This window comes from Dolichospermum sp. LEGE 00240 (assembly GCF_015207875.1).
Taxonomy (GTDB): Bacteria; Cyanobacteriota; Cyanobacteriia; order Cyanobacteriales; family Nostocaceae; genus Dolichospermum; species Dolichospermum gracile.
In genome coordinates this window covers 17,512-38,843 of the sequence record NZ_JADEVZ010000049.1, presented here as the reverse complement: position 1 = coordinate 38,843, position 21,332 = coordinate 17,512, and the positions used below count along the sequence as shown (strand labels likewise).

Genomic DNA, 21,332 nt, shown 5'->3' with positions numbered 1-21,332 from the left:
GCAATTACTATGGCGGTTAATGCTATTACTGATGAAAATGCTCTCAATTGGTTTAATCATTGTGGATTGTTTTTTGACCCTATTTAGATAGCTATTTTTGTACTGGACTTGATCGCAAACTGCTGTAAAAATAGTGATCGTCTGCCTGTTCTTACAGGGATTTCATTAGAGCTAAACGTTCAAGAAGTCTTTAGCTGGTTGATTTTTTGACAGGATCGCTTTTGGGGATGTGGGGAGGGCGATCACTTTTTGGGATGTGGGGGTGCGATCTCTTTTTCGGGATGTGGTGAGAGCGATCGCTGTTGGGGATGTGGGGGGCGATAGCGAAGCGCTGCTGCAAGCAGTTCGCTTTTTGGGATGTGGGGGGCGATCGCTTTTTGGGATGTGGGGGATGCGATCGCTTTTTGGGGATGTGGTGAGAGCGATCGCTGTTGGGGATGTGGAGGGCGATAGCGAAGCGCTGCTGCAAGCAGTTCGCTGTTTGGGGATGTGAGGGGCGATCGCTTTTAGGGGATGTGGAGGGCGATCGCTTTTTGGGGGATGTGGAGGGGCGATCGCTGTTTGGGGTGTGAGAGGGCGATAGCGAAGCGCTGCTGCAAGCAGTTCGCTGTTTGGGGTTGTGAGGGCGATCGCTGTTTTTGGGATGTGAGGGCGATCGCTGAACGCTGACTTGTCAATTCGCTGTTTGGGGATGTGAGGGGCGATAGCGCAAGCGCTGACTTGTCAGTTCGCTTTTTAGGGATGTAAGGGGCGATCATTGGTTTTAGAAATTGGTGCGATCGCGCTAAAATGATTGCAGTAGTATCTTGCAAGGTAGCCAACTATATGCCATTAAAAGAACTCTTAAACGAAGCTAAAAATTTAGACATTCAGGAGCAAATCCAACTAGCTACACAACTATTGCAATGGGTAGAAATAAAGATTAATCAAAAGCCTCAAGACTCCTCATCCAAACAGCTACGCCAAGCAGGACTTGGTTTAGGATCTTGCATATTTACTGCTGATTTTGACGATCCATTACCCGATGAGTTTTGGCTAGGAGAATCATGAAATTGTTGCTTGATACTCATGCTTTCATGTGGTGGCATAGCGATCCAGAGTGTATTCCTAAAAGCACAATACACTTACTTCAAGATCCTGATAATGAAGTAATTATTAGCGTTGTCAGTCTATGGGAAATGCAAATCAAAATTCAGCTAGGCAAACTTGCTCTCAGAGACGATCTAGAACTTATGCTAAAGATTCAGCGGGAGCGAAATAATATCCGGTTAATATCTGCAACACTTCCTCATATTTTGGAATTAAAAACTTTACCACTGCACCATAAAGATCCCTTTGATAGAATGCTTATAGCTCAATCCAAAATTGAAAATGCAACATTAGTTAGCCGTGACTCCGTTTTTAAAAGTTACAAATGCTCCGTGATTTGGTAATTATCATCTTGTGAAATTAGCGATCGCTTTTTTTGGGATGTGGGAGGGCGATAGCGAGGCGCTGCTGCAAGCAGTTCGCTGTTTTGAGGATGAGGGAAGGGCGATAGCGAAGCGCTGCTGCAAGCAGTTCGCTTTTTGGGGAGTGAGGGGCAACCAGTTGAGGGATGTGGAAAGTGCGATCGCTGTTGGGAGATGTTGATGATGTGCGATCGCTGTTTGGCGATGTGGGGAGGGCGATCACGAAGCACGACCTAAAAATCATTTGCTAAAATAGAAGTAACTTAAAATTACAGGAAAAACCAATAAATGATCACATTAGAAATGGCGATCGCTAAAATTAAACAATTACCTCTTGAACAGCGCAATGAAGTAATTAAATTTATCGAGTTCTTAGAATTTAAAGCAGGAAACATTAGACATGATATAATACAAAGATAAATCATTTTATAAGTATTTAATAATGATTGAAAGTTTATATCTTGATACCAGTGTTATTGGCTATCTTATAATTAGACCAAGCACTAATCTAATTACTGCTTCAAATTCAGTAATTACACAAAATTGGTGGGATACTCGTCGGCAAAATTTTACTCTATATATCTCGGAAGTAGTTTTAGAAGAATTAGCGAGAGGAGATCAAGAAATAGCTACTAAAAGACTAGAGCTAATAAGTGAATTACCATTATTAGCAATCAATGAAGCAGTGGAAGAATTAGCCCAGCAATTTCTGATCAAAAGCAATCTTCCTCCTAAAGCATCTGATGATGCTTTGCATATTGCCTTAGCCACTGTTTATAAAGTAGATTATTTGTTAACATGGAACTGTAAACATATCGCTAACGCACAAATCCAGAAAAAACTCTCACAAATTAGTATTGAATCTGGATATGAACTACCAACAATTTGTACACCCTATGAACTTATGGGAGATTAACAATGTGGAAAGATGAAGTATTAGAAGAAATTTACAAAATTCGAGAAGAACACGCTAAATCTTTTAATTATGATTTGCATGAAATTTGTCAAGATTTAAGGAAAAAACAGGTAGCTAAAAACAGAAAAATTATTACTCAACCTCTCATCAAATCACTATCCTAAACTAAGTTTTGGTATTGAGGGGGCGATAGCGCAAGTGCTGACTTGTCAGTTCGCTTTTTGGGGATGTGGGGAGGTGCGATCGCTTTTTAGGGATGTAGGAATCGCTTTTTGAGAATGTTAGGGGCGATCGCTTTTGGGGTGTGGGAGGGCGATAGCGAAGCGCTGCTGCAAGCAGTTCGCTTTTTGGGGTTGTGAGGGCGATCGCAGTCTAATATTAATAACTATTTAGTGAATTTCTCTTGAATTGCCTGTTTCATAATTTTAATATTTTCTGGAGTATTAGGGCAGGGGAAATTTTGAGCAGAAGTATTATTTTTCAAGCGATCTATCAAAAGATAAAAGGCTTGTTGATCATCATTATGTTCCAAAACATAATGACGCAACTGAGCTATAGTCATATTAGTTAAGTCAGATTTCATCATAAAAACCTCCAATTTCCATTTAGTTCAATGACAATTTCAATTTCTTCACCAGCTAAGAGGGCGTTTGAAAACTTTACCGAAGGCGATCGCTGTTTTGGGATGTGGAGGGCGATCACTTTTTGGGATATGGGAGAGCAATAGCGAGGCGCTGCTGCAAGCAGTTCGCTTTTTACAATGTGGGGAGGTGCGATCGCTTTTGGGGTGTGGGAGGGCGATAGCGAGGCGCTGCTGCAAGCAGTTCGCTGTTTTCGGATGTGGGGAGGGCGATCGCTGTTTGGGGGATGTGGGAGTGGGATAGCGAAGCGCTGCTGCAAGCAGTTCGCTTTTGAGCAGTTTGGGGAAGGGCGATCGCTGATTTGGTAGAGATATCTTGAAGAATAAATTACCATACACTTAGCTGTGATGCCTAGTTTAATGTTGTTCAGTCGGTACATGATTAAACTAGGCATTACTGAACAAGCACAATCTAAAAACATGAGTAACTTTGAATATGATGAAAATAAAAGTCAAACCAATCTGGCAAAACACGGAATAGACTTAATTAAAGCGCAACAACTTTGGGAAGATGCGAATCTACTGGAGTTTCCAGCCCGAAAAGTCCAAGATGAAGAAAGATTTTTTGCTATCGGTATTATCAATCAAAAATACTGGACAGCCGTAATCACCTATCGCACCAACATTATCCGTATCGTTTCTGTCCGTCGTTCCCGTACCGAGGAGATTAAAGTTTATGAAAGCCGAAGAATTTGACCGCAAATTTGATGCCGGAGAGGATATGAGCGAATTTTTTGACCTATTCCATGCCAGACATCCCAACCGAGAAAAAGAAAAAATGGAACTAAAATTACCGCTTTGGATAATTCACCAACTAGAAGCCGAAGCTCAAAAACAGGGTATTTCTACCCAAACCTTTTTAGAAAACTACTTAATCGAAAACTTTTCCCCTGTTAGCTAAATAGTCGTAATCGCCATCTCTTCATTCCCATTCCATGTTTGAGAATAAATGCGATCGCTGTTTGGAGATGTGAGGGGCGATAGCGAAGCGCTGCTGCAAGCAGTTCGCTGTTTGGAGATGTGGGGGGCGATAGCGAAGCGCTGCTGCAAGCAGTTCGCTGTTTGGAGATGTGGGAGGGCGATCTCTTTTGGGATGTGGGGGGGCGATCGCTTTTTGGGGTGTGGGAGGTGCGATCACATTTCTAATACAGTATTGAGAGCGATTATTCGGCTTCATCTTGTAAATCAAGTGCGAATTTAATCGCTTGCTGAATTTCCTGCATAACTTCCTCTGGTAACTTGCCTAATTTTCGCTCTAGTCTTACTGTTGGAATAGATGCAATACCTTGAACATTAGCTATGGAATCCCGTTCAAGAAATTGTAGTCGAGGTAGTATAACTTCATAAAGACTACCCCGATTTTGGGTAGTTAGTGGTACATAAATCGCCAAGGCTCGTGGTGGATCTGGATCATCACGGGATACAATGATAACTAGGCGTGTTTTTGCAGCCATCCCCAAATCAGCAAGCCAAATTTCACCAAGTTTAGGGTTGATCTAACAAATCCAAAACTTCTTGCTCTACTATACGGGTTCTGAGAATGTCTAAAACATCCTGATCTGCCATTTCGATGATTTCTAGAATACAATGGCGAACTTGTTCTGCTACAGCAGGTTGCCAGTAACTTAACTTTGTACTTAGTTCTGCAATTAAAGCATCCATAATAATTTTGTATACTTCTAACTATCAATATTAAACTACTTTTTCAACAAATTATTACTCAATCTCTCATCAAATTACTATCCTTAACTAAGTTTTGGAAATGAAGGCAAAGGTAACGATAGGGCAAGCACTAACTTGTCAGTTCGCTGTTTGGGGATGTGGGAGAGCGATAGCGAAGCGCTGCTGCAAGCAGTTCGCTTTTTGGGATATGGGAGGGCGATCACGAAGCACGACCTAAAAATCATTTGCTAAAATAGAAGTAACTTAAAGTTACAGGAAAAACAAATAAATGATCACATTAGAAATGGCGATCGCTAAAATTAAACAATTACCTCTTGAACAGCGCAATGAAGTAATTAAATTTATCGAGTTTTTAGAATTTAAGGCAGGAAACATTGATCTTATTTCCCAAGAAACAAAAACTACAAAGAATTACCCACTGAGAGGGAAACCTATTACCATTGCTAGTGATTTTGATGAACCTATGCCTGAACGTTGGGAAGCATTAGCGGAATGATTTTACTAGATACCCATATTTGGCTATGGTTACTTCACGATCCTAGTCAACTATCGCAAGTAGCACAAGCAGCTATTGAAAGTGAAGAATCTCAAAATGGCTTATTAGTTTCCGCTATTTCTGTTTGGGAAGTAGCAGTTAAATCTAGTGTCGTAAATTAGCTTTGCCTTTACCCATTGATGAATGGTATCAGTTAGCGCAAACTCATTCAGGTATAATCATAGAACCTTTATCACCCATAGATGCAATTGCCAGTACACAGTTACCAGACGATTTTCACAAAGATCCAGCAGACAGAATTTTAGTTGCTATTGCAAGACGTTATGAAATTCCCCTTGTTACTTGTGATGCCAAAATTTTAAATTATCCCCATATAAAAACAATTTGGTAAGTATGCGATAGCGAAGCGCTGCTGCAAGCAGTTCGCTGTTTGGGATGTGGGAGGTGCGTTAGCGAAGCGCACCGAAGGTATCGCTTTTGGGGATGTGGCGGGGCGCAAGCGTTGTGCTGCTGCAAGCAGTTCGCTGTTTGGGGGATGTGGAGGTGCGATCGCTATTTGTCACTGTTTTAGATAAAATATAATTTAAGATGACCAAGTAAAGACAAAAGTAAAAACATGATGACAGGAACAACTTTTGCAGAAATCCTAGAAGCTGCGGATAAATTAGTACCCGAAGATCAGGAAAATTTAATTCAGATTTTACAGAAACGACTACGAGATCGCCGAAGAAATAGTCTAGTGAAAGATGTTCAGGAAGCACAAAAAGAGTTTGCAGAAGGTAAATGTCGGCCTGTTACTCCTGCACAACTGATGGAGGAACTTCTTTCGTGAGTTTTCGCTTTTTCTTTCTGGGGATTCTGTATAAAAAACTTAATTTTTAATTCTATATTTTTGGTACATACTAAAAATATGAAATTTGAATGAGATGCAAACAAACAACATCGGAATCAACAAAAACACAAAGTTTCTTTTGAAGAAGCTGCCACTGTGTGGACTGATCCATTAGCTTTAATTGCGACCGATCCAGAACATTCTGTAGAAGAAGAAAGAGAATGGATTATTGGAGAATCCTATAACAATCGTTTATTGGTTGTTGTTTATACAATGAGAAACGATATAGCTAGAATTATCAGTGCTAGACCTGCAACAAAATGGGAGCGTCAACAATATGAAGAAGAATGCTGAATTTCCTTTTGCTCATGCCAAAAGAATTAGTCCATCAGAAGTAATAGCTGCTGAACAAGCTATTCAAGAACAATTTGGGATTAATTACACTCGACGTGGAAGACCTGCAAAAAGTGAAACGGAAAAGTATCAATCTGTTTCCATTAGGTTACATCCTCAAGTGATTGCTTGGGCAAAATCTGAAGCAGAAAAACAGGGAGTTGGTTATCAAACAATTATTAATGAAGCATTATTAAAACTTGTTTCATAACTTTTTGTACAGAGTAAAATAGCGATCGCTTTTTGGGATGGATATGGAAGGCGATCGCTTTTAGGAATGTGAGAAGGTGATAGCGGTGCTAAAAATCACAGAATGATACTTTTCAAACATCCTTTTATGTGATTATGGACAACGGGAATTTAGTCCACCTTGAGTACAAATAAATGCCAATTGTTGGGGATCTAAATTTTTAGCTTGACTGAAATCTACTCCTTTAATTGAGGCATTTTGTGAACCAAGATCAGGTGTTTCCACAAACTGATCTGCTAGATTTTGTTTACTAACAAAGAGAATTGTGCCTTGAAAATCTGCTCCAGCGACATTTGCTCCTCGTAAGTCTGCACGACTTAAATCAGCATTTCGGAAATTAGCGTTTTCTAAGTTAGTCGAGCGTAAACTAGCGCCAGTGAGTCGAGTAGCACTTAAGTTAGCATGACTGAGATTAGCATAATCTAAATAGCTTTCCGATAAATCTGCACCTTGCCAGTCCGTTTTAGTTAAATTCGCGTAGGCTAATTGTGTACCAATGGCAGAAACCCGGACTAAATTGGTGGCATATAAATTTGCTTCTGTTAAGTTAGCGTTGCTTAAATCTGCATTTGTGAGGCTGGCATTTTCCAAAACTGCATTTCGTAAATCTGTACCTACTAACTGGGTGCTACTGAGATTAGCCCCAAATAAACGGGTGTAGGATAAGTTAGCTTTGTTAAGATTAGCCCGACTTAAATCACTACGACTCATGGAAGCCCGACTCAAGTTGGTATTACTTAAGTTAGCTTGCTTTAGTTGAGTGTTATTTAAATCAGCGATCGCATCATCATAAGTATCCCAACGTCCATCTTCACCCACGCTGCGAAAACGACTACCTTGGAAGTTAGCTTGGTTAAGATTTGCTGATTTCAAGACAATTCCTGATAAATCAACGTTGTTTAATACCAAGTTAAATAAGGGCTTTTCTCCAGATGCTTGAGAACCCAATTGAGCATTGCTCAAGTCAATCTTGTTAGTTTCGCCACTATAGATAGCCAGAATTTTATTAATTACCTGCTGGGTGAGAATTAGCTGATTTTGTCTAATTTCCCCATTGGGACTTTTACCGGCAGATGCTAGTTCTCCAGCGAGAAACTGATTCATGCGGTTTAATTCAGGAATGGCTTTAAAACCAGCATTAGTTAAGGCTTGTTGAATAGTATCCAGGGTTTTGGGGTCTGTTTCTTTAACCAATAAGTCAATTAATAATTTAATGGCTTGTTTATCATCAACACTACCCAAGGCTAAAATAACTCTTTGGCGGTCTTCGTTGGTAACACCGTTATTGGGATTGAGTGCTTTGATGAGTTCAAGGAACTTTTGACTATTAGTTTGTTCGCTTCTCCGTTGGCTTTCTTGGGTTTGGATGTAGATTTGTGTACCTATTAAGGTTGATAACACAGCAATCATGCTAGTTAACCCTACTAAAAACAGGCTGATACTAGAATTATTTCTGGGGGAAGCAGGGGAAGGAGATTGTGAACTATCTACATTATTTTCGGTTGTGGTTGAATGCTCCCCATGAGGAATAACAGTGCTGGTTGCATCTATTGTATATGTCCCTGCAAGTTGATCATGGAAAGAGCGGCGATGCTTTTGGTTAGGCCAGCCTTTTGATTCTGCTAAGATCATTAACATTGTTAAAGATGTAAACAGAGCCAAGTTGGGGAAAACAAAGCTGTAACGCCAGAGGAGATATGCTGCGGAAACTGGGATTGTCCAACGTCCTAATCCTTCTCTCACTACGACTGCGCCTAAACCTGGGGCTGTTCCGGCTTCGTTTACTACTCGCACACCAAACCACCGTTTGGGAATGGTGCTGCCTGTTTTAGCCAGTAAATACAATTGCCACCCACAGAGGCTTGTGGGCAATAATAGGGCTAATGTCCACAGGATATTGGTCGGCCAGGCGACGTTGCGAATACCATAACTGATGGGTAATGCTAGTGGTCTAGCGATCGCTTTTTCTGTGACTACCAAGACAGGATTCAGCGGTACTCGCCGAATCTCACTACGAGAATTTACATATACGCCTAAACTATAAGGAACTAACCCACTGGCAATAAGGAGTGTTATTTCCACCGTCCAAGCTACAAAACGCCTCGTTGCTAATGGTGTAATTTTAGCTTTTTTCGGTTCTTTGGGGCGGCTAGACTGACTACTACTTTTGCCGATCATTGGATTCGCCATCGTGTAATTACCTGTAATTTTTTTACGCCACCATTGGCATGACTCAAATAGGCTATTGCTTATTTTCCTTGTCCATTAGCAATAAAAAATTTGTATCCAAGATACACTAACACTGCCAAAACCGCCAGACTAATTACGGAAGCAACTAGAGCAAATACTGTTTGCAACATCCAAACGGTTATCAACATGACTATACCTGTCACTACCAGCTTTTTAATTGTTGATAAGCCATTAAACCAATTTCTGGATCTTTCTAAATATAAATTCCATTGGGCAACTCTAGTTACAGGTGTCTCTGTTTCTGATTGACGAGCATTTTCACCGGCAGATTTGATTTCTGCTGCTAGGTTTTGGAGACGACGTTGTAAATCTTCTTCTGGTTGAGAGTTCATAAATTATAATGTCTAATTTTGGATGAGAATAATATGACCATAGATAATAATACTTTGGATTTAGTGGCTGGAGGATTAGCGATCGCTATTTTGATAGGAGGAATGTTGATGATGTTCACCACCATCTTCAGCACCAAAAAATAATTTTCTCCCAGGTAAATGAGGTAAGTAATTGGACAAAAATATTTACAGTCATTGCGAGCGAAGCGAAGCAATCACAACCCTTGGAATTGCTTGATTTCACTTCGTTCCATATGGCTAACGCCACGCTTCGCTTACGCAATGACATTGTGTAATTAATTCTGTCCCACTACTTATAAAACTAATGCTGGAACTCTGATTCCCACATTATCCCCCCTAATCCCCCTTACCAAAAGGAGAAACCGGAAAATTCTCTTCCTTAGCAAGAGGATGTTTAGCTATGCCCAGTAAAAATGTTACAATATGTTAAAAATTATATTAGCACAATGTGGCAGTATAGTATTGTATTGCTTATTGACTTTCCAGTAAATCTACTAGCTTAGATTATGCCTCACATTTCGGTGGTAATCCCAGTCTATAAAGCAGAAGACTGTTTGTACGTTTTGTATAAGCGTCTTGCGGATTCATTAGAGACGATTACACAAGACTTTGAATTAATCTTAGTTGAGGATTGTGGGGGCGATCGCTCTTGGGATATAATTATTGAATTAGCTAACAGTGACTCACGGGTAAAAGGAATTCAATTTAGTCGGAATTTCGGTCAACATTATGGTATAACCGCAGGCTTAGACCATTGTGATGGTGACTGGGTTGTAGTTATGGATTGTGACTTGCAAGACAGACCAGAAGAAATTCCCAGACTTTATGCCAAGGCTCAAGAAGGTTATGATGTTGTCTTAGCTAGGAGGGGAAAACGAAAAGATTCTCCCTTGAAACGAGTGACATCATGGCTATTTTACCAGATTTTCAATTATTTTACTGAACTTCAATATGATGGTGAAGTTGGCAATTTTCGGATGATTTCCCGACAAGTTGCTCAAGATTTTTGTCTAATGCGTGAACGACTCAGATTTTTTGGAGGTTTAGTAGATTGGATGGGATTTCCTACTGCTAGTATTGATGTTTTTCATGAAGAACGCTTTGCTGGGAAAAGTACCTATACTTTTGCTAAATTATGGAAACTAGCCAGTGAAACAATTATAGCTTATTCTGATAAACCCCTGAGATTATCAATTAAACTAGGTTTTATTATTTCTGCTTTTGCCTTCACTTATGGAATCTATATACTTGTTCAATTTTTTATTTATGGTTCAACTGTCACAGGCTGGAGTAGTCTTATTGTTTCGTTATATTTTTTGGGAGGAATTATTATCTCTATTTTAGGGATTATAGGCGTTTATTTGGGGAAAACTTTTGATGAAATCAAGAAGAGACCTCTATATTTAGTCAGAAACTCAACATTCAATCTAGGTAATACTAAAAACCTCTCCAATACACTAGAAAAATCGGTTAATTTATATGTTTGAGGATGTTATTGCTACGCCGTGGGATTCCAGAGTGTTTGGAATTAATACATTTGAGATTGTATACACTTCTGATGTCAACCTAAAAAAAATCTTAGAAGAAATTTTTCAAGAAACCCGCTTGGGTCATTATACAGTTAAGATAAATCCGCTAAATAATAAGAAGATATTGGATGAGTTTGGGTTTTATTATTGTGATACTTTAATCGAACCTTACTGTAGTTCTGAAAATTTGGCTAAATATCAAAAAGAAGGAATACACATTTCCGATTTAGTAGATATAGAAGACTTGAGTAATAGTGTTTATGGCGCATTCAGTCACGGTCGTTTTCATAGAGATTTTAAATTGAAAAAACATCTAGCTGATATTCGATATGATTCATGGTTAAGAGAACTTCATCAGTCGAAGCAAGTTTTTGGACTGATGATTTTTGATAACCTAGCAGGTTTTTGGGGTTATTCAAATAATAAAATACTACTTCATGCTTTGAGTGAAGAATATCGCGGAAAAGGACTTGCAAAGTATTTTTGGAGTCTGGCTTGTCAAAAATTATTTGAAAAAGGCTATCTTGAGTTAACGAGTTCTATATCTGCATCTAATATTCCTGTTTTAAATCTTTACTCGTCTTTAGGATTTAAATTTAGAAATCCAGCAGATATTTATCATTTGCTTTTAGAGTAATTAACAATTATTTTACAGTCACTTTTCCAAATCCATAGGACTAGGCTTAATCATATTAGGTATTATTATTGGTAGTAGTAAAAGATGAAAACTGACAAATTATTTTACGGAGATTCTCTAGAACAAAACGAGGCTGCTGACTGCTTAGAAAAATCGGCGTTGCTGAATCGAGGTATGAAATTCCCAAATTGAATCTTTAAAACTCAAACCTCAGTGCGTCTTTGCGCCTTTGCGTGAGACTAAAATTCATACCCTTAATCAGCAACGTCGAAAAATCCATCGCTCTTCCTTTTGATGATTAGTACCAGCGCGGACAGCACTAAAATCTACGCTATATCTAGCAATGCGTAAAGTTGAACTTGTATCTACTCTCAATATTCATGAAAAGGAAGTAAAACAGATTCTAAATCCCCACCATGCCACAAAATTATCTACAATGGAATCAACTCTAGCGGTACTTGGACAACGAGTTGAATAACAAATTAGTGCAAAGTAGAATCTGATACAAGCAAAACGAACATAATATTTTTTCCACTGTAAAAGTTTAAATCTCACCCGTGTTTAGTATACATCAATCATGACTTTTTAAACACCCTCTTAGTTAAAAAATCAATAAGCATTAGCTTTACTCAACTATCTGTACATTCTGAAAGATGATGAAACTCACAAAACCTCTCTATGAATCTGATTTCAATTTGTGGATAGAACAAACCGTAAACCTGCTAGAAAAAGGAGAGTTTGCTCAGTTGGATATTCAGAATCTTATCGAAGAAATTGAGGACATAGGCAATAATCGTAAAGATGCTTTAGAGAGTAATCTGATCAGAGTTTTTCAACATTTACTCAAGTGGAAATATCAACCACAAAAACGCTCTAATAGTTGGAAAGCGTCAATTACTGAACATTCTTTGCGTTTAAACAAGTCATTAAAAAAAAGTCCTAGCTTAAAGAGATACTTGGAAGAGGTATTTGATGAATGTTATCATGATGCCAGATTAATTGCTTCTCAAGAAACAGGAATAGATATTTATGTTTTCCCGGAAATTTGCCCTTTTAATAGTGCTAATGTTTTAAATCCCCAGTATTTACCAGAAGACGATATAGGAATAATATTTGATTTATGAAAAGATCCGTAGGGTGCGTCAGATATTACAAATCTGTTTATTGATAGAATTTATGCAGTCTGACGCACCCTAAAATATCTAATTTTTTTCAAGAATTAAATATGAGTTCTATATTCAGTAAGTTACAGTATCCGCAAAAGTTGAATTACCACCCTTGTTCAATAAAAATACCATGAAAATCTGCCCTCAATGTCACCACCATTTTAACCAAGAAAATTGGCATTGTCCAGCTTGTGGATATACCCCCCCATCCTTAAATGGACACTTGACCTTTGCACCAGAACTGGCTGCGGAAAGTGCTGGATTTGAAGCTGAATTTTTTCCTAAATTAGCACAATTAGAAGCCAAAAACTTCTGGTTCCGTTCCCGAAATCGGCTGATAATTTACGCACTAAAACATTATTTTCCCCAAGCTCAAAACTTCCTAGAAATTGGTTGCGGAACTGGTTTTGTCCTCCAAGGAATTGAAAAAAATCTCTCTCATCTTACCTGTTCAGGTAGTGAAATATTTACCGCAGGGTTAGAATTTGCTAGAGAACGTCTATGTAAAACAACTCTATTTCAAATGGATGCTCGGAATATCCCCTTTGCTGAAGAATTTGATATTATTGGAGCTTTTGACGTTCTTGAACACATAGAACAAGATACAGACGTTTTAGAAAAAATGTATCAAGCTACACAAAATGGGGGGGGTATAATACTGACCGTTCCTCAACATCCTTGGCTATGGAGTCAAGCTGATACTCATGCTCATCATGTCCGTCGCTACGTTAAAAAAGATCTAATGATCAAATTACACCAAGCGGGATTTAAAATAGTTAGGGTGACATCTTTTGTTTCTTTCCTATTACCATTAATGCTAATTTCTCGCATCAACAATCGCTCCAATTCCAAAGATTATGACCCCACCAGCGAACTGAAAATTAGCGGATTTTTAAATTACCTCTTAGAGAAAATCCTTGATATGGAACGCTGGTTTTTGACATTAGGTTTTTCCTTTCCTTGGGGTGGTTCTTTATTAGTAATTGCTTACAAAAAATAACCAGAGAATCTATGTGACAAAAATATGAGTGAAAGAATAGACCATGACCGCTTATTTAAAGAATTGATATCCACATTTTTCATAGAATTTATAGAACTCTTCTTTCCCGAAGTTATTAAATACATAGATATCAACTCAGTCTCATTATTAGACAAAGAAATATTTACAGATGTTACCGCAGGAGACAAATATGAAACCGACTTAATAGCCAAAGTCAAATTTCTCGGTGAACCTTCTTACTTTCTCGTTCACATTGAAGCCGAATCAGGAGCAAAATCGAAATTTAATCAAAGAATGTTCCGTTATTTTTCCAGATTACACGAAAAATTTGACTTACCAATTTATCCCATAGTCATTTTTTCATATTCTTCTCCCAAAACCTTAGCCACAAATAACTATCAAATCAACTTTCCTGATTTGGAAGTGCTAAAATTTAATTATCAAGTCATCCAACTAAATCAGCTAAATTGGAGAGACTTTTTAAATAGTCAAAATCCAGTTGCATCGGCTTTAATGTCGAAAATGAATATAGCACCAGCGGACAGACCAAAGGTGAAAGCAGAGTGTTTAAGGTTGTTAGTAACTTTAAAATTAAATCCGGCAAAAATGCAATTGATATCAGGATTTATTGATACATATTTGCGACTGAATAAAATAGAAGAAGAGAAATTTGCAGCAGAAATAGGTTCATTAATACCAGCGGAAAAGGAGGAAGTTATGCAGATAGTTACTAGTTGGATGGAACAAGGTATTCAGCAAGGTCGTCAAGAAGCAATTACCAAGGAAAAAGATTTAATTGTCCGTCAAATCAAGAGGAAAGTAGGAAATATTGATATGGAACTAGAAACCCGGATTAAAAGTTTAAATTTAGAGATAATTGAAGTGTTAGCAGAAGCAATATTTGATTTCGCTACTGTGGAAGATCTACGAAATTGGTTAGACAATTTGCATGATTAAGTTAAAATATACCAATAATTAAAGAATTTATGTGACAAAAATATGAGTGAAAGAATAGACCATGACCGCTTATTTAAAGAATTGATATCCACATTTTTCATAGAATTTATAGAACTCTTCTTTCCCGAAGTTCTTAAATACATAGATATCAACTCAGTCTCATTATTAGACAAAGAAATATTTACAGATGTTACTGCAGGAGACAAATATGAAACCGACTTAATAGCCAAAGTCAAATTTCTCGGTGAACCTTCTTACTTTCTCGTTCACATTGAAGCCGAATCAGGAGCAAAATCGAAATTTAATCAAAGAATGTTCCGTTATTTTTCCAGATTACACGAAAAATTTGACTTACCAATTTATCCCATAGTCATTTTTTCATATTCTTCTCCCAAAACCTTAGCCACAAATAACTATCAAATCAACTTTCCTGATTTGGAAGTGCTAAAATTTAATTATCAAGTCATCCAACTAAATCAGCTAAATTGGAGAGACTTTTTAAATAGTCAAAATCCAGTTGCATCTGCTTTAATGTCGAAAATGAATATAGCACCAGCGGATAGACCAAAGGTGAAAGCAGAGTGTTTAAGGTTGTTAGTAACTTTAAAATTAAATCCGGCAAAAATGCAATTGATATCAGGATTTATTGATACATATTTGCGACTGAATAAAATAGAAGAAGAGAAATTTGCAGCAGAAATAGGTTCATTAATACCAGCGGAAAAGGAGGAAGTTATGCAGATAGTTACTAGTTGGATGGAACAAGGGATTGAACAAGGGATTGAACAAGGTATTCAGCAAGGTATTCAGCAAGGTATTCAGCAAGGTCGTCAAGAAGCAATTACCAAAGAGAAAGATTTAATTGTCCGTCAAATCAAGAGGAAAGTAGGAAATATTGATATGGAACTAGAAACCCGGATTAAAAGTTTAAATCTAGAGGTAATTGAAGTACTCGCAGAAGCAATATTTGATTTCGCTACTGTGGAAGATCTACGAAATTGGTTAGACAATTTGCATGATTAAGTTAAACTACATAAAACTCCACCTAACTTATTAAGTTTTAACTTCGCAATTTAAAACAACTAGGACTTACGCACGCTCACTAATTTACCATGATATGAATGAACGAAATTGCGTCGTTTTCGGCTTTGGGAATAACTTATTGAGTAGGGTGCGTCAGATAGAGGGAATCTGTTTTTTTGTCAAAATATCGTGTCTGACGCACCCTACAAGGGATAAAATTTACCTCACATATTTGGGGAATCTTGTCAATGCGTAAATCCTAATAACCTGCCAAAAATTAAAACCCATGAATAAAATCCCTTTCAATAAACCCTATATGACAGGTAAAGAGCTTTGGTATATTAGCCAAGCTCACCACGCTGGACAATTGGCTGGGGACGGCAATTATACCAAAAAATGCCATCAATGGCTAGAAGGGCAAACGAATTGCCACAAAGCCCTACTCACCCACTCCTGTACAGCAGCCCTGGAAATGTCGGCTATTTTAGCCGATTTAGAACCGGGAGACGAAGTGATTATGCCCAGTTATACTTTCGTTTCCACAGCTAACGCTTTTGTTCTCAGGGGAGCAGTTCCCGTATTTGTTGATATCCGACCCGATACCCTAAACTTAGACGAAACCCTCGTAGAAGCGGCAGTTACGAACCGTACTCGTGCCATTGTTCCCGTTCATTATGCCGGGGTAGGGTGTGAAATGGATACTTTACAAAACATTGCCCAAAAACATCACCTGCTGTTAATTGAAGATGCTGCTCAAGCACTTATGGCATCCTACAAAGGTCAACCCCTTGGTAGTTTTGGAGACTTAGGTTGCTTCAGTTTTCATGAAACCAAAAATATTATTGCGGGTGAAGGTGGTGCTTTAATTATCAACAATTCCCGGTTTACAGAACAAGCGGAAATCATCCGGGAAAAAGGCACTAATCGCAGTAAATTCTTTAGGGGGGGGGTAGATAAATATACCTGGATTAACCAAGGATCTAGTTATTTGCCCGGAGAATTAATTGCGGCTTTTCTCTATGCTCAATTAGAGGAAGCAGAGAAGATTATAGCAGCCCGCCTGCAAGTCTGGGATTATTACCATCAACTTCTAGAACCCCTAGAAAAAAGTGGTAAATTACGTCGTCCTATTATTCCGCCGACTTGTCAGCATAATGGACATATGTATTATATCCTTTTAGATAGTTTACAAATCCGTACCAGTCTGATAAGCTATCTCAAAGAACAGGGTATGAGTTCTGTATTTCATTATGTACCTTTACATAGTTCTCCCGCTGGACAGCATTATGGACGGGTTCATGGTGATATGAACAATACTAATCATGTTTCTGATTGTCTGTTGCGTTTACCTCTGTTTCCAGAGTTGGGACTTTCACAGATTGAAACTGTTGTCATGGCTATTAATAGTTTTTTTGATACTTGTACTTATTGAAAAAGCTTATACAGTATAAAATATTGAAATACTTTTTATGTCACAATCAAAATCTTTGCAAATAAAACAGATTTCTGTCGAAAGTAAAGTAATTAGCGAATTAGCATTCCTATTTACTATCTATATCCTGGTAACTTCACTACTGTTTTTACACTTTCGATCCTGGGATACTGATATTACTCGGCAGGTGTGGGGAGTTTTTGTTTATCCCGCGGGGCTATTTGGTGGAGTAGCTTTAGCATGGAGATATGTTCCCTCAGTTATCTGGGTATTACCAATCAGTTGTCTACTGTTTATGGGATTGCCATTTTTAGTGGCTTTTCTAGGGGGATGGAGTTTAACTCTTCTAGGCTTGTTTGGTATTGGTGCTACGATCTTCTCATATTTATCAACTCAACAACAAGGTTCACTACTATCTAAAACCCTGCAATTGCTAGGAGCAGGAATTATTCTTGCTCTGATTTATTTTTTAGTAGTCAATGGTTATAACTATGCTCATCTCTTTTCTGATGTTGCTGCTTATACTAATACTATTCATAGGGATACACTATTCCACTCTGCTATTGTGGAAATGCTGGCTAAATTCAATACACCTTCAACAGGTTTAGACGGAGTAAAGCCATTAGAATATCATGTTGGGGTACATCGTTGGGTAGCAGCAAATCTCAATATTTTGGGTGGTCAAGCACCTCTATTATTAGCTATTTGTCAGCAAATAGCTTTTTTGCCTGTACTATTTTTTACCGCAGTATTAGTCCTCAGTTGCTTAGTATCTACTCAAGTCTCAACATTGGTAGCTTGTGGGTTTACTTTTTTAGCTTTGTGGTTGTCAGGAACTCGTATTTGGGATTCTTATTTAGCAGGTGAATCCTATGCTTTTTCCCTACCTATATTTATGGCGATGTTGCCAGTAGGTCAGTCCTGGTTGTTTAAGGCTTGTCAAAGTGATCGCTGGTTTACAGTTCATCCAATGGCTGTAACTATGGCAGTGGTAGCTGTTTTGTCCTGTCAAACAGCAAAGATATCATCGGGAGTTATGCTGGCTTTGTTTTTGGTTCTCTGTGCTTTTATCCCGAAAATTTTGCAAAAAACCCAACTTAATTGGCGAACTATTTGGCCTTTTGTAGCCTTATGTTGTGCCTTTTTTCTAGGGTGTTTGGGTTTGGCTTTTGCTTTCAGTGGGACTTTACCCATTAACTTTTATCCCCTTCACTTTGCACGGACATATACAAATCAATTTATTTGGCAAAATCTCGTCTTTCTAGGGTTGATAATTTCGTTCTACTGGTTGAGTGGAAAAGAGGGACAATTACATCAGGGATACCCACCGCGGGCGAAGCTGTCGCAAGTTGTGATGCTAACAATTATGTTTTTTGCATCTCAAGTTCCGGGATTTTTATTAGAAATTGGCGGCGGTAGTGCGGGTTATTTTGTCCTACCAACTCTTTTTGTTGTCCTGTTTTTTACTTTAGCCGCTTTTGTTGATTATTGGCAAGCAAACCATAAAACTGGTTTAATAGCTCTTTTAAGTCCCGTTGATCATTTATGGGAACCTCTACCCCGTCCCTTGATTTGGGCATTGATCACTTTAATCCTAGTCTTTTCATTATCCAGTGGATCAGAAGTAGGTAGTTACAAGGCTAGAGGATTAGGGTTTGTTAGAAACCTGGTAATTTCTCTAGATAGTTTTTCTTCCAAGTTAGACTCATTCACTGAGTTGAAAGGTTTAAATAAAAGGAAGCGTCAGTTAGAATTATTAATCTTTCCACCTGCCATCAAAATGGAAATACTCGAACAAAAGACTGAATTAGGCTATGTCAAAGCAGAGCTAAGAAAACTAGGTATATCAAAAACTTCTAAAAATTTAGTGATTTATATTGCACCAGATTTTTCAGCTTTTTGGCAGCCCCAGGGGAACAGAAATTGTTGGGACAAGTCTTTTGTAATTCCTGCTATGACTGGATTTCCTCTTTTAAATGGGGTGCGTGCTGACATTAATAACTGTGAGTCAACCAAGTATTATGGAATGGTAAACTATAATTCAGGTTCTTGGAATCGTCTACTCTCGTCTTCAGAACTATGTAATAAAGCAACCCAATTAGGGTTTAATCAAGTTTTAAGTGTAACTGAAACGAAAACTCAGCTATATTCTTGTAACCTGTCAAAAAAAATAGACAAGTAAAGAACTTACCAATATATAACGCAGTGAAATGAAGCAATTCCAAGGGTTGTGATTGCTTCCCTTCGCTCGCAATAACTGTAAATATTTTTGTCCAATTACTTACCCTCTGGTAAGAAATCAGAACTTATTCACAGAATTAAATAAAAAATTCGGAGATTTTATTCCCAATTTTTGCTAAACTATGAGCGATCGCATATAATCATCTAATATAGATATGGCAGTATGCAATACAGCAAAACTCTTAATTTTTCTCCGTATAAGTGAATTGTCTTGAGGTAAGAAAATATGACACAGGAATTAACAGACCTCAAAAATAGTATTTTACAAGGACGTTACACTGATGCTTTGGCTATTGTAGATGAATTAGAGGGCATGAGTAAAAAGGCTATTTTACGTCAAATTAAATCTTTTTTAAAGGTGTTATTAATTCATTTGATTAAAAATCAAATAGAACAAAGATTAACTAATTCTTGGACTGCTTCTATTCGCAATTCATTACTAGAAATTCAAGATATTAATCTTAAAGAAAATAAAAAATCCTATTATATCAATCAAGATGAATGGGACAATTGGTTACAAGAGGAAATAGAATTAGCTATAGCTGATGCAAGTTTGGAAGTATTGGGAGGGATTCATAATGAATTTGCATTAGCGGGAATGGTCAACAGAAACGAGGTAATTTCTGTCGCAGGTAAATTTTTGGGATTGACTCATCTATATTCAGTCAAAGAGTTACCAAAAGCTATTGTCAAACTGTTAATTCAGTTACCCGGTGGTGAAGATTGGAAATTAGGGAAAAGATGAGATGGTGAATTTTAAGTCACGCTGCGCTAAGTAGTGAGACAAAATTAATTACACAATGTCATTGCGTAAGGGTTGCGTGGCGTTAGCCATATGAAACGAAGTGAAATGAAGCAATTGCAAGGGTTATGATTGCTTCCCTTCGCTCGCAATGACTGTAAATATTTTTGTCCAATTACTTATCAGCACCAAAGGCTATTCTGATTACCCAAAATATCATTAAAGTGGCGATCGCTAACCAATCACCCATTTTTAATTTTAACTCTTGCCATTTAACCCGATGTTCGTTAGGACTAGTAAAACCCCTTACCATCATCGCATTTGCCATTTGTTCCGCCCTTAAAAGCAGATTTTCTAATAATCTCTCGGTGACAATTAACCAAACTTTTGCTCCTCCTTTTAATCCTAGCTTTTTCCAATTAATTGCCCTAGTCATCACCGAACGCACTAGGTTTTGGATTTCTTCTAAAACTAGGGGGATAAACCGCAAGGATAAAGTTAGAGTCAGGGTAATTTCTGTAACTGGAATATTGAACCTTCTCAAAGGCTGCATTAAACTTTCCATACCCGAAGTAATTTCTTCTGGTGCAGTTGTGAGTAAATATAAATTAGTGCTATAGATTAATGTAAAAACTATTGTACTCAAGCTAATTGCCAAATCCAAAGAACGGCGATTTACTTTCACAAATCCTTTCTGAAATAACACATAGCTATACTTTTTACTGCTATCTGCTATGACTGGGGTAACTTGGGTCTTTTTATCAGTTATTGGTTGAGTGAGAATCTGTTCATTTGCGGGTAAGCGAGGCTGATAACTTACACCTAATCCATCAGGACTAATCGAGCCAATTACTAATACCATAAATGATAGTATCAACAACCAGCCCATTTGTTGTCGCCATACTCGCAGAGGAATTTTGGCAAATACAGTAAAAGTAATTAGCAGTAATACTAGTAATATCCGCCAATAGTTATTAGCGATAATATAGCTACTGAGAAAGCTCAACAACCAAATTAACTTCACTCGCGGGTCGAGTTTATGTAACCAAGTTTGCGGTTCTTCTAAGTAAAGTCCGAGGGGAAGCGATCGCAATAAATCCATGTTTTTGTCAGTTGTCAGTAGTTTTTAGGCAAATAACTCATGACTATACTAAAATGGCTTAATCATTTGACCCCGCTGGTGGACAGCTAGGGAATAAATTCGTTTTTAGCGACGTTTGCGCCTGTTAAACGGCTTTGTTAAAACCGATTTTAGACAGCCAGGGAATAAATTCCCTGTCTCATAGCTAAAGTGCGTTAAAACGCACTCTAACTAACTCAAAATCTACAATTATTCTAAGC

At 37.9% G+C, this 21,332-nt stretch carries 33 protein-coding genes and 1 pseudogene; 24 read left to right on the top strand and 10 right to left on the bottom strand.

Features of this window, described 5'->3' with window-relative positions; genetic code table 11:
• The first annotated feature begins 262 nt into the window (after positions 1–262).
• Complete coding sequence (locus IQ226_RS16220; RefSeq protein WP_193896965.1) at positions 263–493, top strand: hypothetical protein; 231 nt, start codon at positions 263–265, stop codon at positions 491–493.
• 13 nt (positions 494–506) lie between these two features.
• Here IQ226_RS16220 and IQ226_RS16215 read toward each other — a convergent pair whose 3' ends face one another.
• Positions 507–812 carry a hypothetical protein gene (locus tag IQ226_RS16215; protein ID WP_193896963.1) on the bottom strand — a complete coding sequence of 102 codons (306 nt, stop codon included), beginning with the start codon at positions 810–812 and terminating at the stop codon, positions 507–509.
• Between the two features lie 13 nt (positions 813–825).
• On the opposite strand from IQ226_RS16215, the gene IQ226_RS16210 reads away from it, so the two are divergent.
• A complete protein-coding gene (locus tag IQ226_RS16210; RefSeq protein WP_193847198.1) occupies positions 826–1,050 on the top strand; it encodes a hypothetical protein in 225 nt (74 codons plus the stop codon).
• Positions 1,047–1,433 carry a type II toxin-antitoxin system VapC family toxin gene (locus IQ226_RS16205; protein WP_193896961.1) on the top strand — a complete coding sequence of 129 codons (387 nt, stop codon included), beginning with the start codon at positions 1,047–1,049 and terminating at the stop codon, positions 1,431–1,433. The genes IQ226_RS16210 and IQ226_RS16205 overlap by 4 nt, the downstream gene beginning before the upstream one ends.
• Here the strand turns inward: IQ226_RS16205 and IQ226_RS16200 are convergent.
• The gene (locus IQ226_RS16200; RefSeq protein ID WP_193896959.1) at positions 1,409–1,681 is read right to left on the bottom strand and encodes a hypothetical protein; all 273 of its coding nucleotides are present in this window, start codon (positions 1,679–1,681) and stop codon (positions 1,409–1,411) included. The two genes, IQ226_RS16205 and IQ226_RS16200, sit on opposite strands and share 25 nt — an antisense overlap.
• Before the next feature lie 58 nt (positions 1,682–1,739).
• On the opposite strand from IQ226_RS16200, the gene IQ226_RS25635 reads away from it, so the two are divergent.
• From IQ226_RS25635 to IQ226_RS16190, 3 genes are read left to right on the top strand one after another with little or no spacing between them, the layout of a single operon-like run.
• Positions 1,740–1,871: a hypothetical protein gene (locus tag IQ226_RS25635; protein ID WP_255539977.1), complete on the top strand. Its 132-nt coding sequence runs from the start codon at positions 1,740–1,742 to the stop codon at positions 1,869–1,871.
• 22 nt (positions 1,872–1,893) lie between these two features.
• Positions 1,894–2,367: a type II toxin-antitoxin system VapC family toxin gene (locus tag IQ226_RS16195; protein WP_193896958.1), complete on the top strand. Its 474-nt coding sequence runs from the start codon at positions 1,894–1,896 to the stop codon at positions 2,365–2,367.
• Positions 2,368–2,369: 2 nt separating this feature from the next.
• Positions 2,370–2,531: a hypothetical protein gene (locus IQ226_RS16190; RefSeq protein ID WP_190346708.1), complete on the top strand. Its 162-nt coding sequence runs from the start codon at positions 2,370–2,372 to the stop codon at positions 2,529–2,531.
• Between the two features lie 221 nt (positions 2,532–2,752).
• Here the strand turns inward: IQ226_RS16190 and IQ226_RS16185 are convergent, their stop codons facing one another.
• The gene (locus IQ226_RS16185; protein WP_228039498.1) at positions 2,753–2,953 is read right to left on the bottom strand and encodes a hypothetical protein; all 201 of its coding nucleotides are present in this window, start codon (positions 2,951–2,953) and stop codon (positions 2,753–2,755) included.
• Positions 2,954–2,998: 45 nt separating this feature from the next.
• Positions 2,999–3,346 carry a hypothetical protein gene (locus tag IQ226_RS16180; RefSeq protein ID WP_193896957.1) on the bottom strand — a complete coding sequence of 116 codons (348 nt, stop codon included), beginning with the start codon at positions 3,344–3,346 and terminating at the stop codon, positions 2,999–3,001.
• A gap of 9 nt (positions 3,347–3,355) precedes the next feature.
• Here IQ226_RS16180 and IQ226_RS16175 point away from each other — a divergent pair, with 9 nt between their 5' ends.
• The gene (locus IQ226_RS16175; protein WP_228039497.1) at positions 3,356–3,703 is read left to right on the top strand and encodes a BrnT family toxin; all 348 of its coding nucleotides are present in this window, start codon (positions 3,356–3,358) and stop codon (positions 3,701–3,703) included.
• Positions 3,684–3,908 carry a type II toxin-antitoxin system BrnA family antitoxin gene (brnA, locus tag IQ226_RS16170; protein WP_193896956.1) on the top strand — a complete coding sequence of 75 codons (225 nt, stop codon included), beginning with the start codon at positions 3,684–3,686 and terminating at the stop codon, positions 3,906–3,908. Before IQ226_RS16175 ends, brnA begins: the two co-directional genes overlap by 20 nt.
• A 21-nt stretch (positions 3,909–3,929) precedes the next feature.
• On the opposite strand, the gene IQ226_RS16165 is transcribed toward brnA, so the two are convergent.
• The 3 genes from IQ226_RS16165 to IQ226_RS16155 are packed head-to-tail and all read right to left on the bottom strand — an operon-like array spanning position 3,930 to position 4,669.
• Positions 3,930–4,184, bottom strand: coding sequence for a hypothetical protein (locus IQ226_RS16165; RefSeq protein ID WP_193896955.1), 255 nt, complete (start codon positions 4,182–4,184; stop codon positions 3,930–3,932).
• Positions 4,171–4,503, bottom strand: coding sequence for a type II toxin-antitoxin system PemK/MazF family toxin (locus IQ226_RS16160; RefSeq protein WP_193896967.1), 333 nt, complete (start codon positions 4,501–4,503; stop codon positions 4,171–4,173). Before IQ226_RS16160 ends, IQ226_RS16165 begins: the two co-directional genes overlap by 14 nt.
• Complete coding sequence (locus tag IQ226_RS16155) at positions 4,493–4,669, bottom strand: hypothetical protein (protein WP_193896954.1); 177 nt, start codon at positions 4,667–4,669, stop codon at positions 4,493–4,495. Before IQ226_RS16155 ends, IQ226_RS16160 begins: the two co-directional genes overlap by 11 nt.
• 289 nt (positions 4,670–4,958) lie before the next feature.
• Between IQ226_RS16155 and IQ226_RS16150 the strand changes: the two genes are divergently transcribed.
• The 6 genes and pseudogenes from IQ226_RS16150 to IQ226_RS16130 all read left to right on the top strand — a co-directional run bounded on the left by IQ226_RS16150 (position 4,959) and on the right by IQ226_RS16130 (position 6,622).
• On the top strand, positions 4,959–5,186 hold the full coding sequence (locus IQ226_RS16150) for a DUF2281 domain-containing protein (RefSeq protein ID WP_193896953.1): 228 nt from the start codon (positions 4,959–4,961) through the stop codon (positions 5,184–5,186).
• A complete protein-coding gene (locus IQ226_RS25220; protein WP_228039495.1) occupies positions 5,183–5,347 on the top strand; it encodes a PIN domain-containing protein in 165 nt (54 codons plus the stop codon). Before IQ226_RS16150 ends, IQ226_RS25220 begins: the two co-directional genes overlap by 4 nt.
• Before the next feature lie 2 nt (positions 5,348–5,349).
• Positions 5,350–5,577, top strand: coding sequence for a PIN domain-containing protein (locus IQ226_RS25215; protein WP_228039494.1), 228 nt, complete (start codon positions 5,350–5,352; stop codon positions 5,575–5,577).
• A gap of 225 nt (positions 5,578–5,802) precedes the next feature.
• The gene (locus IQ226_RS16140; protein ID WP_027401004.1) at positions 5,803–6,018 is read left to right on the top strand and encodes a hypothetical protein; all 216 of its coding nucleotides are present in this window, start codon (positions 5,803–5,805) and stop codon (positions 6,016–6,018) included.
• A 105-nt stretch (positions 6,019–6,123) separates the two neighbouring features.
• Positions 6,124–6,372: pseudogene (locus IQ226_RS16135) on the top strand (BrnT family toxin); the annotation flags it as partial.
• Positions 6,356–6,622 (top strand): BrnA antitoxin family protein, encoded by a 267-nt coding sequence (locus IQ226_RS16130; RefSeq protein WP_193896951.1) that lies wholly within the window; start codon positions 6,356–6,358, stop codon positions 6,620–6,622. The pseudogene IQ226_RS16135 and the gene IQ226_RS16130, both read left to right, overlap by 17 nt.
• A 132-nt stretch (positions 6,623–6,754) precedes the next feature.
• Here the strand turns inward: IQ226_RS16130 and IQ226_RS16125 are convergent, their stop codons facing one another.
• Both IQ226_RS16125 and IQ226_RS16120 read right to left on the bottom strand, forming a co-directional pair.
• The gene (locus IQ226_RS16125) at positions 6,755–8,851 is read right to left on the bottom strand and encodes a pentapeptide repeat-containing protein (RefSeq protein ID WP_193896949.1); all 2,097 of its coding nucleotides are present in this window, start codon (positions 8,849–8,851) and stop codon (positions 6,755–6,757) included.
• 59 nt (positions 8,852–8,910) lie between these two features.
• Positions 8,911–9,243: a hypothetical protein gene (locus IQ226_RS16120; protein ID WP_193896947.1), complete on the bottom strand. Its 333-nt coding sequence runs from the start codon at positions 9,241–9,243 to the stop codon at positions 8,911–8,913.
• 527 nt (positions 9,244–9,770) lie between these two features.
• Here IQ226_RS16120 and IQ226_RS16115 point away from each other — a divergent pair.
• From IQ226_RS16115 to IQ226_RS16075, 10 genes are all read left to right on the top strand, one after another.
• The gene (locus tag IQ226_RS16115; protein WP_051424274.1) at positions 9,771–10,751 is read left to right on the top strand and encodes a glycosyltransferase family 2 protein; all 981 of its coding nucleotides are present in this window, start codon (positions 9,771–9,773) and stop codon (positions 10,749–10,751) included.
• A complete protein-coding gene (locus tag IQ226_RS16110) occupies positions 10,744–11,430 on the top strand; it encodes a GNAT family N-acetyltransferase (RefSeq protein WP_027401972.1) in 687 nt (228 codons plus the stop codon). Before IQ226_RS16115 ends, IQ226_RS16110 begins: the two co-directional genes overlap by 8 nt.
• Positions 11,431–11,773: 343 nt before the next feature.
• The gene (locus IQ226_RS25630; protein ID WP_255539976.1) at positions 11,774–11,908 is read left to right on the top strand and encodes a hypothetical protein; all 135 of its coding nucleotides are present in this window, start codon (positions 11,774–11,776) and stop codon (positions 11,906–11,908) included.
• Between the two features lie 175 nt (positions 11,909–12,083).
• Positions 12,084–12,554, top strand: coding sequence for a DUF29 domain-containing protein (locus IQ226_RS16105; RefSeq protein ID WP_193896945.1), 471 nt, complete (start codon positions 12,084–12,086; stop codon positions 12,552–12,554).
• A 172-nt stretch (positions 12,555–12,726) separates the two neighbouring features.
• Positions 12,727–13,596 carry a bifunctional 2-polyprenyl-6-hydroxyphenol methylase/3-demethylubiquinol 3-O-methyltransferase UbiG gene (locus IQ226_RS16100; protein WP_193896944.1) on the top strand — a complete coding sequence of 290 codons (870 nt, stop codon included), beginning with the start codon at positions 12,727–12,729 and terminating at the stop codon, positions 13,594–13,596.
• A gap of 24 nt (positions 13,597–13,620) precedes the next feature.
• Entirely contained in the window at positions 13,621–14,553 is a 933-nt protein-coding gene (locus tag IQ226_RS16095; protein ID WP_193896942.1) for a DUF4351 domain-containing protein, read from the top strand.
• Positions 14,554–14,595: 42 nt separating this feature from the next.
• A complete protein-coding gene (locus tag IQ226_RS16090; protein WP_193896940.1) occupies positions 14,596–15,576 on the top strand; it encodes a DUF4351 domain-containing protein in 981 nt (326 codons plus the stop codon).
• A gap of 286 nt (positions 15,577–15,862) precedes the next feature.
• Positions 15,863–17,008, top strand: a complete 1,146-nt coding sequence (gene rffA / locus IQ226_RS16085) for a dTDP-4-amino-4,6-dideoxygalactose transaminase (protein ID WP_193896938.1) — start codon at positions 15,863–15,865, stop codon at positions 17,006–17,008.
• Positions 17,009–17,045: 37 nt separating this feature from the next.
• Positions 17,046–19,190 (top strand): hypothetical protein, encoded by a 2,145-nt coding sequence (locus IQ226_RS16080; RefSeq protein ID WP_193896936.1) that lies wholly within the window; start codon positions 17,046–17,048, stop codon positions 19,188–19,190.
• Between the two features lie 285 nt (positions 19,191–19,475).
• Complete coding sequence (locus IQ226_RS16075) at positions 19,476–19,994, top strand: DUF29 family protein (protein WP_193896934.1); 519 nt, start codon at positions 19,476–19,478, stop codon at positions 19,992–19,994.
• A gap of 172 nt (positions 19,995–20,166) precedes the next feature.
• Here IQ226_RS16075 and IQ226_RS16070 read toward each other — a convergent pair whose 3' ends face one another.
• A complete protein-coding gene (locus IQ226_RS16070; RefSeq protein ID WP_193896932.1) occupies positions 20,167–21,093 on the bottom strand; it encodes an energy-coupling factor transporter transmembrane protein EcfT in 927 nt (308 codons plus the stop codon).
• Between the last annotated feature and the right edge of the window lie 239 nt (positions 21,094–21,332).